Source organism: Streptomyces sp. NPDC057249, from assembly GCF_042669245.1.
Taxonomy (GTDB): domain Bacteria; phylum Actinomycetota; class Actinomycetes; order Streptomycetales; family Streptomycetaceae; genus Streptomyces.
Window position 1 is genome coordinate 77,110 of the sequence record NZ_JBHUXS010000015.1, and the last position, 11,733, is coordinate 88,842.

Genomic DNA, 11,733 nt, shown 5'->3' on the forward strand with positions numbered 1-11,733 from the left:
GGCCGGCCGGGGACCCACCCCGGCCGGCCCGCCTGCTACTTCTCGCCGCCGGCGCAGTCCGCGCAGGTGCCGAAGACCTCGACCGTGTGCGCCACGTTGACGAAGCCGTGCTGGGCGGCGATGGTCTCCGCCCACTGCTCGACCACGGGCCCCTCGACCTCGACCGCCTTGCCGCACATGCGGCAGACCAGGTGGTGGTGGTGCTCGCCGGTCGAGCAGCGCCGGTAGACGGACTCGCCCTCCGTGGTGCGCAGGACGTCCACCTCGCCGGCGTCGGCGAGGGACTGAAGGGTGCGGTAGACGGTCGTCAGGCCGACCGAGTCCCCCCGGTGTTTGAGCACGTCGTGCAGCTCCTGGGCGCTGCGGAACTCGTCCACCTCGTCGAGTGCCGCCGCGACGGCTGCCCGCTGCCGGGTCGAGCGGCCGCGTACCGGAGCCGCATTCGTACCACTGATCGGCGCCGTCGCCACAGGAGCCTCCTCGTGTCGCCCGTACATCTGTCGGGCCATTGTGCCAGCCCGCCCCGTCCGGGGGGTCAGACCCGGACGTCGTCCGGCGCCGGGCGGGCCGCCGGTACTTCCAGGGTGCACCGCTCCGCCTCGGTCTCGCCGCGCCGGGCGCGGAGGCGGGCGAGCGGGGCGGCGAGCAGCGTCAGGACGACGAAGACCCCGATGGCCAGCAGCACGATCGTCGCGCCGGGCGGGACGTCCTGGTAGTACGAGGTGATGGTGCCGGACAGGGTGACGCCGACGCCGATGACGACGGAGAGCACGAACGTCACCTTGAAGGACCGGGTGATCTGCTGCGCGGCGGCGACCGGGACCACCATCAGGGCGCTGACCAGCAGCAGCCCCACGACCCGCATCGCGACCGTGACGGTCACCGCGGCGGTGACCGCGACGAGCAGGTTCAGCAGCCGCACCGGCAGGCCGGTCACCCGGGCGAACTCCTCGTCCTGGCTGACGGCGAACAGCTGCCGCCGCAGCCCCACCGTCACCAGCAGCACGAACGCGGCGAGCAGCGAGATCGCGGTGATGTCCTCGGACGAGACCGTGGACAGCGAACCGAAGAGGTACGAGGTCAGGTTGGCGTTCGAGCCGGTGTCGGAGAGGTTGATCAGCAGGACGCCGCCCGCCATGCCGCCGTAGAAGAGCATGGCCAGCGCGATGTCGCCCCGGGTGCGTCCGTACCAGCGGATCAGCTCCATGACGACCGCACCCGCGACGGCGACGGCGGTGGCCATCCAGACCGGGCTGGTGGAGAGCAGGAAGCCGAGGCCGACGCCGGTCATCGCGATGTGGCCGATGCCGTCGCCCATCAGGGCCTGCCGGCGCTGCACGAGGTAGATGCCGACGGCGGGCGCGATGACACCGACCAGTACGGCGGCGAGCAGCGCCCGCTGCATGAAGGGAGGGTCGAGGAATTCCATGGTCAGCTCAGCAGTCCCGTCCGGACGGGCTCGGAAGCCGCGTGGGGGTGTACGTGGTCGTGGCCGGGCAGGGCGTGCTGCCCGACGGCCTTCGGGGGCGGCCCGTCGTGCATCACACAGCCGTCGCGCAGGACGACCGCCCGGTCGATCAGGGGCTCCAGCGGGCCCAGCTCGTGCAGGACGAGGAGCACGGTGGTGCCGGCCGAGACCTGCTCGCGCAGGGTGGCGGCCAGGATCTCCTGGCTGGCCAGGTCCACGCCCGCCATCGGCTCGTCCATGATCAGGAGCTCCGGTTCGGCGGCGAGCGCGCGGGCGATGAGCACCCGCTGGTGCTGGCCGCCGGAGAGGGCGTTCACCGAGTCCTTCGCGCGGTCGGCGAGGCCGACGAGCTCGATGGCCCGGTCGACGGCGGCGCGGTCCGCCTTGCGGGGGAGGCCGAGCCGGGTGCGGGAGAGCCGCCCGGCGGAGACGACCTCGCGGATCGTGGCGGGCACGCCGCCGGCCGCCGTGGTGCGCTGCGGTACGTAGCCGACCCGGGCCCAGTCGCGGAAGCGGCGCAGCGGGGTGCCGAAGAGCTCGACGGTGCCGCCGGTCAGGGGGACCTGGCCGATGACGGAGCGGACGGCGGTGGACTTGCCGGAGCCGTTGGCGCCGAGCAGGGCGACGACCTCGCCCCGGCGCACGGTCAGGTCGACGCCGCGCAGCACGGGGCGCGCCCCCAGGACGGCGGTGGCGTCGCGTACGGCGATCACGGGTTCGCTGGCGGGGTGCTGGGGCTCGGGCATGAGCGCCTCCGGTGCTGCTGCGCGGGTCGGGCCGACGGGTGCGGTGGGGTCGTCGCTCACTTCGCGCCGAGCGCTGTGCGCAGGGCGGCGAGGTTGGACTTCATGACCCCGATGTAGTCATCGCCCTGGGAGCTGTCGGTGATTCCCTCCAGCGGGTCCAGGACGTCGGTCTTCAGGCCGGTGTCGCGGGCGACGGTCTTCGCGGTCTTGTCGCTGGCGAGCGTCTCGAAGAAGACGGTGGTGACCTTCTTCTCCTCGGCGATGGAGTGCAGGGCGCTGATGCGGGCGGGGCTGGGCTCGGCCTCGGGGTCGATGCCGGCGATGCCCTCCTGGACGAGGCCGTAGCGCTCGGCGAGGTAGCCGAAGGCGGAGTGCGTGGTGATGAACGTCTTCGTCGCGGTGTTCTTCAGCCCGGTCCGGTACGCGGTGTCGAGCGCACCCAGCTCCTCGACCAGGGCGTCGGTGTTCTTCCGGTAGTCCGCCGCGTGGTCCGGGTCGGTCTTCTCCAGGGACTTGCCGACGCCCTTGGCGACCTCGGAGTACTTCACCGGGTCCAGCCAGATGTGCGGGTCGGCGCCGGCCTCGTCGCCCTCGTGCTCGTGGCCGTGGTCGTGGCCGTGCTCCTCGCCGCCGGTCTCGGTGCCGTGGTCCTCCAGCGTGGTCAGCGTCGCGGCGTCGAGGGTGTGGGAGGCGCCGGACTGCTTGATGGCCTCGTCGACGGCGGGCTGGAGGCCCTTGAGGTAGAGGATGAAGTCCGCGTCGCCGAGCCTGCCGGTCTGCCGGGGGCTCAGCTCCAGGTCGTGGGGCTCCACGCCGGGCTTGGTGAGCGTGGTGACCGAGACGTGGTCGCCGCCTATGCGTTCGGCCAGGAACTGCATCGGATAGAAGGACGCCACCAGGTCCAGCCGGCCGTCGTTCTTGCGGTCGGCGGTGTCGGACGACGAGCAGGCGGTGAGGCCGAGGGCGACCGCGCCGGTGAGGGCGGCGGCCGGTATGAGGCGACGTATGTTCATGACTCTCATTTTCAACAAAAGTGGAAACGATTGTCAACAAGCGGGGTTCGCGGCCGGGACCGGTACCGATTTGATCGAAGGGGAGTGGCCGCCGGTAATCTGGGCCATTCGCCCGCCCGTTCCGTCGTAATGAAGAGAGCACCGTGGCCGCCGACAAGATCGACACCATCGTCAGCCTGAGCAAGCGCCGTGGCTTCGTCTACCCCTGCAGCGAGATCTACGGTGGTCAGAAGGCCGCCTGGGACTACGGGCCGCTGGGCGTCGAGCTCAAGGAGAACCTGAAGCGCCAGTGGTGGCGCTACATGGTCACCTCCCGCGAGGACGTCGTCGGCATCGACTCGTCGGTCATCCTGGCCCCCGAGGTGTGGGTGGCCTCCGGCCACGTCGCCACCTTCTCGGACCCGCTGACCGAGTGCACCTCCTGCCACAAGCGCTACCGCGCGGACCACCTGGAGGAGGCGTACGAGGAGAAGCACGGCAAGGCGCCCGCGAACGGTCTCGCCGACCTCAACTGCCCCAACTGCGGCAACAAGGGCACCTTCACCGAGCCCAAGCAGTTCTCCGGCCTGCTCTCCACGCACCTCGGCCCGACCCAGGACTCCGGTTCGGTCGCCTATCTGCGCCCGGAGACGGCCCAGGGCATCTTCACCAACTTCTCCCAGGTGCTGACCACCGCGCGCAAGAAGCCTCCGTTCGGCATCGCGCAGATGGGCAAGTCCTTCCGCAACGAGATCACTCCGGGCAACTTCATCTTCCGCACGCGCGAGTTCGAGCAGATGGAGATGGAGTTCTTCGTCAAGCCGGGCGAGGACGAGCAGTGGCAGGAGTACTGGATGGAGCAGCGCTGGAACTGGTACACCGGCCTCGGCATGCGCGAGGAGAACATGCGGTGGTTCGAGCACCCGCAGGAGAAGCTCTCCCACTACTCCAAGCGCACCGCTGACATCGAGTACCGCTTCCGCTTCGGCGGCAGCGAGTGGGGCGAGCTGGAGGGCGTCGCCAACCGCACCGACTACGACCTCACCGCCCACTCCAAGGCGTCCGGCACGGACCTCTCCTTCTTCGACCAGGAGAAGAGCGAGCGCTACACCCCGTTCGTCATCGAGCCCGCGGCCGGTGTCGGCCGCGCGATGCTGGCCTTCCTCCTCGACGCGTACAGCGAGGACGAGGCGCCGAACGCCAAGGGCGTCATGGAGAAGCGCGCCGTGATGCGCCTCGACCCGCGCCTGGCGCCGGTCAAGGTCGCGGTCCTCCCGCTCTCCCGCAACCCGCAGCTCTCGCCCAAGGCCAAGGGCCTCGCCTCGGATCTCCGGCAGAACTGGAACATCGAGTTCGACGACGCCGGCGCCATCGGCCGCCGCTACCGCCGCCAGGACGAGATCGGTACGCCGTTCTGCGTCACCGTCGACTTCGACACCCTGGACGACAACGCGGTCACCGTCCGCGAGCGCGACACGATGAAGCAGGAGCGCGTCTCCCTGGACCAGATCCAGGGCTACCTCGCCACCCGCCTGCTCGGCTGCTGACGCCCGCACCGCCGACCGGGGCCCCCGCTTCCGCGCCCGCCGCGGAACCGGGGGCCCCGTGCGTCCGGGGGCGGAAAACCGGGTGAGCCGGGCGCCCGGGGTGGGTACCGTCTTGCCCATGTATTCGTTCTTCCAGATCTACGAGTGAGAGCGCGGCGGGCCCGACCACCCGCCGCCCCCCGGATCGATCCGAGGTCGCACGAGACCTCACCCAGACCACACATTGGGAGAACCCCATGGCCAAGAGCCGCAACAACCTCCTCGGCGTCGGCGGACAGCGCAAGAAGCTGTCCCGCGCCGGGGCGCAGGGCGCCGGTCCGGCGCGCGACGCGGACCGCAAGTCGGCCGCCGACCAGAAGCAGGAACTGCTCCGCAAGATGCGGGAACGGGCCGCCGGCACCGGACAGCCCGACACCGCGAAGGCCGAAGAGGCGCAGGCCCCGGAGGCCCCGGAGCAGAGCTGACGCCCAGGCCCCAGGGCCCCGGCGGACGGACCACCAACGCCGGGCCCCGGGGGGGGGGGGGGGGCGGGGGCCCGGGGGGGCGCGGCCCGGGGCGCCCCGGCAGGTGGGGCCCCCCCCCGCCCCGGGCCCGCGGGGGCCCCCCCCCCGTGGCCGGCCCCCCGGGGCCCGGGTGCTTCCGGCTGCCGCCCCTACCCCACGGTGCGCGGCAGCCGCAGGCTCAGCGCGGCGGTCAGGGCGACCGCCGCCAGCTGGACGAGCAGCGTCACGATCAGGGCGTCCCGCATCCCCGACCCCGGCACCAGGGCCAGGAACAGCGAGCCGAGCGTCGCCACCCCCAGCGTCAGGGTCGCCTGCTGGGTCGTCGTCATCACACCGCCGCCCACCCCGGCCCGCTCCGCCGGCACGTCCGACAGGATGATGCGGAAGATGACGGGCAGCTGGAGGCCCTGGCCGAAGCCGGCGACCGCCATGCCGGGCAGCAGGCCCGCCAGACCCAGGTCCGGCCAGCCCCGCCACACGGTGAGCGCGAGCACCGCCACGCCCGCCGCCTGGATCAGCCCGCCGGCCGTCACGACCCGGCTGCCGTACCGCCGCACCAGCCGGGGACCGGCCAGCGACGCCGCGAAGAAGGCCACCGCCATCGGGGCCATCGACAGGCCGGACCGCGCCGGGCCCAGCCCCAGGCCCTGCTGGAGCGCGACCGCGATGACGAACATGAAGCCGCCGAAGCCCACCGAGAACGGCACCACGAGGGCGAGGCCGCGCCGCAGCGACTCCAGGCGCAGCAGGCTCGGCGGCACCAACGGGATGAGCCCGCGCCGGTCCGCCCGCCGCTCCACCCGGTAGAACGCCGCCGCCGCGAACGGGAACAGCGCGAGGGACACCCAGGTCCACAGCGGCCAGCCCGCGGCCCGTCCTTCGGTGAGCGGGGCCAGCAGCGTCAGCAGCGACACCGCGAGCAGCAGCGTGCCCGGTACGTCGACGGGTGCGGGGCGGTCCGCCCGGGTCTCCGGGACAGCGCGCGCCGCCAGCACCAGACCGATCGCCGCGACGGGCACGTTGACCAGGAACACCGACCGCCAGCCCGCGCTCTCGCCGAACACCGAGGAGAGCGGCGCGGCGGCGACCAGCGCCCCGCCCAGGATCTGGCCCGCGACCATGGAGAGCCCGGCCGTCGCCCCGTACAGGCTCATCGCCCGGGCCCTGCGCTGCCCGGAGGTGGCCGCCTGGATGGTGGCGAGGACCTGCGGCAGCATCAGCGCGGCCGCGGCGCCCTGGGCCACCCGCGCCCCGACCAGGGACCAGGCGTTCGGGGCGAGCCCGCAGGCCAGCGAGGTGAGCCCGAAGGCCGCGATCCCGGCCAGGAACAGCCGGCGCCGGCCGGCCATGTCGCCGAGCCGCCCGCCGAGGACGAGCAGCACGGCGTAGGCGAGCCCGTAGCCCGCGACGACCAGTTCCAGCAGGGCGGGGCCCGCCGCCAGGTCGTGGTCGATGGTGGGCAGGGCCACGTTGACGATGAAGAAGTCGATGAGGGGAAGGGCCGCGCCCAGCAGCACGGTGAACAGCCCCAGCGTGCCGAGCACCGGGGCGGGATGGTCGTGCCGCACCACCGGGGAGGCGGTGGCGCTGGCCGTTGTCGTGCGTACAGAGGATTCACTCACGCCACCGACGATCGCTCCGCCCGTAGCCTGGTACCAGAGTGTCTTTATCCTGGTACAAGTACCACCAGGCACCGGCCGTCCGGTGCCCGTGCCGGGCCCGCACCCTGGAGGAATGACGACGATGGCGACGCCCCTGACGCAGACGGCCGCCCCCGGCGGGAGCGAGCCCGATATCCGGCGGCACGAGCTCGCGAACTTCCTGCGCAGCCGCCGCGAACGGATCACCCCCGAGCAGGTCGGCCTCGCCCGGGGGCGCCGCCGGCGCACGCCGGGGCTGCGCCGGGAGGAGGTCGCCCAGCTCTCCGCGGTCGGCGTCACCTGGTACACCTGGCTCGAACAGGCCCGGGACATCCAGGTCTCACCCCAGGTCCTCGACGCCCTCGCCCGCGCCCTGCTCCTGGACCGCAGCGAGCGCAGCCACCTCTTCTCGCTCGCCGCGGCCATCGACCCGGCCCCCGGCACGGACTGCCCGCACCTCACCCCGGCCCTGCGGACCATGCTCCGGCAGCTGGAGCCGATCCCCGCCTGCGTGCAGAACAGCCGGTACGACATCCTCGCCCACAACCGCACGTACGGGCGGCTGCTCTGCGACCTGGAGGCGGTCGCTCCCGAGGACCGCAACGTCATGCTGCTCGCCCACACCAACGAGCAGTGGCGCGCCTCCGTCATGGACACCGCCGAGGTCACCCGCTACATCACCGCCAAGTTCCGCGCGGCGATGGCGGAACACCTCGCCGAGCCCGCCTGGAAGGAGCTGCTGGGCCGCCTGGAGGCGGCATCGGAGGAGTTCCGCGAGAACTGGGCCCGGCACGAGGTCGTCGGCGCGGGCAGCCGGTCCAAGGTCTTCCGCAACGCCTGGGTGGGGCTGCTCCGGGTGGAGGCCACCGACCTCTGGCTCGGCCCCTCGGCCGGACCACGCCTGGTCAGCTACGCGCCCCGGGACGACGAGACCTACGAGCGGCTGGCGCGCCTTCAGGAGCTGGTGCGCGCCGCCGAGGACTGAGCGGCCGGCGCGGCGGACGGCCCCTCCGCCGCCGGTTCCGCCAGCCGTTCCGCCGTCCGGCGGGCGGTGGACCGCGCCCACCGGCCGCTGCTCAGGGCGCCGATCAGCAGGACGGCGAGCCCGCAGCCGGTGACGATCCACCAGCCGGGCCGGCTCGCCGCCACGAAGCCGTCCGACCCGCCCGGGTCCGCCATCCCCGCCGCCAGGACCGCGCCGATCACGGCGACCCCGAGGGTCTGCCCGATCTGCCGGCTGGTGGAGGCGACGGCGGCCGCCACGCCCGCCTGGGAGCGCGGCATGCCGGAGACGGCGGTGTTGGTGATGGGCGCGTTCACCGAGCCGAAGCCCAGGCCGAACAGCACATACGCGGCGAACATCGAGACCGTCCCGGTCTCCGCGTCGAACGCCGCCAGCATCAGCCCGCTCATCGCCATCGCGCCGCCCGCTACCAGCAGCGGTATGCGCGGCCCGCGACTGGCCACGAGCCGCCCGGACAGCGGTGAGAGCAGGCACACCACGGCCGCCATGGGCAGCGTGTAGAGACCGGCGTCCAGGGCGCTCAGACCCCGGACGTCCTGGAGGTAGAGCGTGTTGAGGAAGAGGAAGCCGCCGAGCGCGGCGAAGGCGCTGACCGCGATGACGGTGGCCCCGCTGAACGGGACGCTGTGGAAGAACCGCAGGTCGATCAGGGGATCGGCGCGCCGGGGCTCGTACACCAGCAGCCCCGCCAGGGCCGCCACCGCGAGCCCCGCGAAGAGCAGGATCTCGGCGGAGGCCCATCCTTTCTGCGGGGCCTCGATGATCGCGTACGTCAGCGAGCCCAGCAGCGTGATCACCAAGAGCTGGCCCAGCGGGTCCGGGCGGCGGGCCCGCCGGGCGCGCGACTCGGGGACGTGACGCCAGGTCAGGAACAGGGCGGCGAGGCCCACCGGGAGGTTGACCCAGAAGATCGACCGCCAGCCCACCGAGTCGACCAGGCCGCCGCCGACGACCGGTCCGGCCGCCATCGAGATGCCGACGACCCCGCCCCAGACTCCGATCGCGCGGGCGCGCTCGCGGGGGTCGGTGAAGGTGTTGGTGATGATCGACATCGCGACCGGGTTGAGCATCGAGCCGCCCACGGCCTGCACCATCCGGAAGGCGATCAGCGCCTCCAGGCTCGGCGCCAGCGAGCAGAGCGCCGAGCCCAGGGTGAACAGGACCAGGCCCGCCATGAAGACCTTCCGCCGGCCGATCCGGTCGGCGGTGGAACCGGCGAGCATCAGCAGGGACGCGAGGACGAGCGTGTACGCGTCGATCGTCCACTGCATCCCCGCGACGCTCGCGTCCAGCTCCCGGCGCATGGCGGGCAGGGCGACGTTCAGGGCGGTGGTGTCGAGGCTGACGATCAGCAGGCTCATGCAGCAGATCGCCAGCACCAGCATCCGTCCCCGGTGGCTGAGCTCAGGCATCCATCGATAGTACGACTAACTAACGACTGCCGCCGCCAGGGCCTTCGCCACGTCCCGGACCAGCGGGTGGTCGCCCGCCGCGTCGGAGGCGCCCGCCGGCTTCGTCGTCAGCACCGCCAGGACCACCGGCGCACCCTCCGGCGTCCACGCGACGCCCACGTCGTTGCACGAGCCGTACGAGCCGCCGCCCGTCTTGTCGGCGACCGTCCACTCCGGCGGCAGCCCGGCCCGGAACCGCGTACCGCTCGTCCGGCAGTTCAGCAGCCAGTGGGTCAGCAGCTCGCGGTCCCGGCGCTCCAGCACGTCCCCCAGCACCAGCCGGGCGTAGTCGCGGGCGATCGCCGAGGGGGTCGTGGTGTCCGTGACCCGGCCCGGCTCGGCGGAGTTCAGCACGGGCTCCCAGCGGTCCAGCCGGGTCACGCGGTCGCCCAGGGAGCGGGCGAAGCGGGTCACGGCCTGCGGGCCGCCGAGCTCGCGCAGCAGCAGATTGCCCGCGGTGTTGTCGCTGTCGCCGATGGCGGCGTCGCAGAGCCGGGCGACGCTCAGCCCGCTCGCGATGTGCTCCGGGGTGTCGGTGACCGGGGAATCGGAGACGCAGTCCGCCTCCGTGTAGTGGATCACCTTCTCCAGGACCTCGCCGTCCCGGTCCAGATCCCGCAGGACGGCCGCCGCGGCGAGCGTCTTGAACGTGGACAGCATCGGGAAGCGCTCGTCGGCCCGGTGCCGCACCGCGACCCCGGTCGCCACGTTGTACGCGAACGCGCCGACGCGGGCGCCGTGCGTCCGCTCCAGCTCCCGCAGCCGGGCCGTCGTGGAGCCGGCCGCGGCGCGGGCGGTCCCCGCGCCGGTGAGCAGGACCCCCGCGGCGCCGAGCGCGAGCAGTCCGCGACGGCTGGGGGAGCCGAGAGTTAAGCGGGACATGGGCGTGGTCATGATGCATGTCTCCTTGATTCGCCAAGAACGTGTACCGGCCCGTCGCCGGAATCCCCACGCTACGGCGCGGGTCGGACAACGCCCCCTCCTTCCCCGCCCCGGCGGGGCGCGACCGCCCCCGGAGCAGTCTCCGGGGTACGGGACAATGGGAGCCATGACCACGCTCGCCCCCTCGCCCTCGCTGCTCCGCATCGGCCCGCACACCGTGCAGCCGCCGGTGGTCCTCGCACCCATGGCCGGCATCACCAACGCCCCCTTCCGCACGCTGTGCCGGGAGTTCTCGGGCGGCAAGGGGCTGTTCGTCAGCGAGATGATCACGACGAGGGCCCTGGTCGAGCGCAACGAGAAGACCATGCAGCTCATCCACTTCGACGCGAGCGAGACCCCGCGCTCGATCCAGTTGTACGGAGTGGACCCGGACACGGTCGGCAAGGCGGTCAGCATGATCGTCGACGAGAACCTCGCCGACCACATCGACCTCAACTTCGGCTGCCCGGTCCCCAAGGTGACCCGCAAGGGCGGCGGCTCGGCCCTCCCGTACAAGCGGCCGCTGCTGCGCGCGATCCTGCACGAGGCGGTCTCCCGGGCCGGGGACCTGCCCGTGACGATCAAGATGCGCAAGGGCATCGACGACGACCACCTGACCTATCTCGACGCCGGCCGCATCGCCGTCGAGGAGGGCGTCACGGCGGTCGCCCTGCACGGCAGGACCACCGCCCAGCACTACGGCGGCACCGCCGACTGGGACGCCATCGCCCGGCTCAAGGAACACGTCCCGGAGATCCCGGTGCTCGGCAACGGCGACATCTGGTGCGCGGACGACGCGCTGCGCATGATGCGCGAGACCGGCTGCGACGGCGTGGTCGTGGGGCGCGGCTGCCTGGGCCGCCCCTGGCTCTTCGGTGACCTGGTCAGCGCGTTCGAGGGGACGGGGACGCGGCAGGCGCCCACGCTGCGCACCGTCGCCGACGTCATGCTGCGCCACGCGACGCTGCTGGGGGAGTGGATCGGTGACGAGGCCCGGGGCGTGATCGACTTCCGCAAGCACGTCGCCTGGTACCTCAAGGGCTTCGCGGTGGGCTCCGAGATGCGCAAGAAGCTGGCGATCACCTCCTCGCTGGAGGAGCTGGGCTCCCAGCTCCGGGAACTGGACCTCGACCAGCCCTGGCCGGACGGCGCCGACGGGCCGCGCGGGCGTACCTCGGGCAACAACCGGGTGGCCCTCCCGGACGGCTGGCTGAAGGACCCGTACGACTGCGCGGGTGTCGGCGCCGACGCGGAACTGGACACCTCCGGAGGCTGACGAAGCGACCGACGAGTGGGGGCACTGCGTGCCCCCACTCGTCGTTTTCGCTCATCTGAGCGTCACCACCATCGAGTGATTCTCGCCACCTTGAGAGGTCCGATGCTCAGATGAGCGCGAAAACCGGGGTTGCACTTCTCAAAGGGTGGCACTGAGTGCCAGGTG

11 protein-coding genes are annotated in these 11,733 nt (G+C 72.5%); 4 read left to right on the forward strand and 7 right to left on the reverse strand.

Annotated features, from left to right (window positions below; genetic code table 11):
* Positions 1-35: 35 nt before the first annotated feature.
* From ACFUJY_RS25685 to ACFUJY_RS25700, 4 genes are all read right to left on the reverse strand, one after another.
* Positions 36-470: a Fur family transcriptional regulator gene (locus tag ACFUJY_RS25685; RefSeq protein WP_383303877.1), complete on the reverse strand. Its 435-nt coding sequence runs from the start codon at positions 468-470 to the stop codon at positions 36-38.
* Between the two features lie 65 nt (positions 471-535).
* Positions 536-1,429 (reverse strand): metal ABC transporter permease, encoded by an 894-nt coding sequence (locus tag ACFUJY_RS25690; protein WP_383303879.1) that lies wholly within the window; start codon positions 1,427-1,429, stop codon positions 536-538.
* A 2-nt stretch (positions 1,430-1,431) separates the two neighbouring features.
* Positions 1,432-2,214 carry a metal ABC transporter ATP-binding protein gene (locus tag ACFUJY_RS25695; RefSeq protein ID WP_383303882.1) on the reverse strand — a complete coding sequence of 261 codons (783 nt, stop codon included), beginning with the start codon at positions 2,212-2,214 and terminating at the stop codon, positions 1,432-1,434.
* 56 nt (positions 2,215-2,270) lie between these two features.
* Positions 2,271-3,227 (reverse strand): metal ABC transporter substrate-binding protein, encoded by a 957-nt coding sequence (locus tag ACFUJY_RS25700; protein WP_383303885.1) that lies wholly within the window; start codon positions 3,225-3,227, stop codon positions 2,271-2,273.
* Positions 3,228-3,370: 143 nt separating this feature from the next.
* On the opposite strand from ACFUJY_RS25700, the gene ACFUJY_RS25705 reads away from it, so the two are divergent.
* Positions 3,371-4,753, forward strand: coding sequence for a glycine--tRNA ligase (locus ACFUJY_RS25705; protein WP_383303888.1), 1,383 nt, complete (start codon positions 3,371-3,373; stop codon positions 4,751-4,753).
* Positions 4,754-4,989: 236 nt separating this feature from the next.
* Positions 4,990-5,217, forward strand: coding sequence for a DUF6243 family protein (locus ACFUJY_RS25710; RefSeq protein WP_383303892.1), 228 nt, complete (start codon positions 4,990-4,992; stop codon positions 5,215-5,217).
* A 188-nt stretch (positions 5,218-5,405) separates the two neighbouring features.
* Here the strand turns inward: ACFUJY_RS25710 and ACFUJY_RS25715 are convergent, their stop codons facing one another.
* Positions 5,406-6,878 (reverse strand): MFS transporter, encoded by a 1,473-nt coding sequence (locus ACFUJY_RS25715; protein WP_383303895.1) that lies wholly within the window; start codon positions 6,876-6,878, stop codon positions 5,406-5,408.
* 112 nt (positions 6,879-6,990) lie between these two features.
* Between ACFUJY_RS25715 and ACFUJY_RS25720 the strand changes: the two genes are divergently transcribed.
* Positions 6,991-7,881 (forward strand): helix-turn-helix domain-containing protein, encoded by an 891-nt coding sequence (locus ACFUJY_RS25720; protein ID WP_383303898.1) that lies wholly within the window; start codon positions 6,991-6,993, stop codon positions 7,879-7,881.
* Here the strand turns inward: ACFUJY_RS25720 and ACFUJY_RS25725 are convergent.
* Entirely contained in the window at positions 7,851-9,332 is a 1,482-nt protein-coding gene (locus ACFUJY_RS25725; protein WP_383303901.1) for an MFS transporter, read from the reverse strand. The genes ACFUJY_RS25720 and ACFUJY_RS25725 overlap by 31 nt on opposite strands.
* Before the next feature lie 15 nt (positions 9,333-9,347).
* Entirely contained in the window at positions 9,348-10,265 is a 918-nt protein-coding gene (bla, locus tag ACFUJY_RS25730) for a class A beta-lactamase (RefSeq protein ID WP_383303903.1), read from the reverse strand.
* Positions 10,266-10,419: 154 nt separating this feature from the next.
* Here bla and dusB point away from each other — a divergent pair, with 154 nt between their 5' ends.
* Entirely contained in the window at positions 10,420-11,568 is a 1,149-nt protein-coding gene (gene dusB / locus ACFUJY_RS25735; protein WP_383303905.1) for a tRNA dihydrouridine synthase DusB, read from the forward strand.
* The last annotated feature ends 165 nt before the right edge of the window (positions 11,569-11,733 follow it).

Excerpts from the sequence above, each read along its gene's own strand:
- ACFUJY_RS25690 (WP_383303879.1), bottom strand. The coding sequence starts at position 1,429 with ATGGAATTCCTCGACCCTCCCTTCATGCAGCGGGCGCTGCTCGCCGCC.
- ACFUJY_RS25695 (WP_383303882.1), bottom strand. The coding sequence starts at position 2,214 with ATGCCCGAGCCCCAGCACCCCGCCAGCGAACCCGTGATCGCCGTACGC.
- ACFUJY_RS25700 (WP_383303885.1), bottom strand. The coding sequence starts at position 3,227 with ATGAACATACGTCGCCTCATACCGGCCGCCGCCCTCACCGGCGCGGTC.
- ACFUJY_RS25710 (WP_383303892.1), top strand. The coding sequence starts at position 4,990 with ATGGCCAAGAGCCGCAACAACCTCCTCGGCGTCGGCGGACAGCGCAAG.
- ACFUJY_RS25720 (WP_383303898.1), top strand. The coding sequence starts at position 6,991 with ATGACGACGATGGCGACGCCCCTGACGCAGACGGCCGCCCCCGGCGGG.
- ACFUJY_RS25725 (WP_383303901.1), bottom strand. The coding sequence starts at position 9,332 with ATGCCTGAGCTCAGCCACCGGGGACGGATGCTGGTGCTGGCGATCTGC.
- bla (WP_383303903.1), bottom strand. The coding sequence starts at position 10,265 with ATGACCACGCCCATGTCCCGCTTAACTCTCGGCTCCCCCAGCCGTCGC.
- dusB (WP_383303905.1), top strand. The coding sequence starts at position 10,420 with ATGACCACGCTCGCCCCCTCGCCCTCGCTGCTCCGCATCGGCCCGCAC.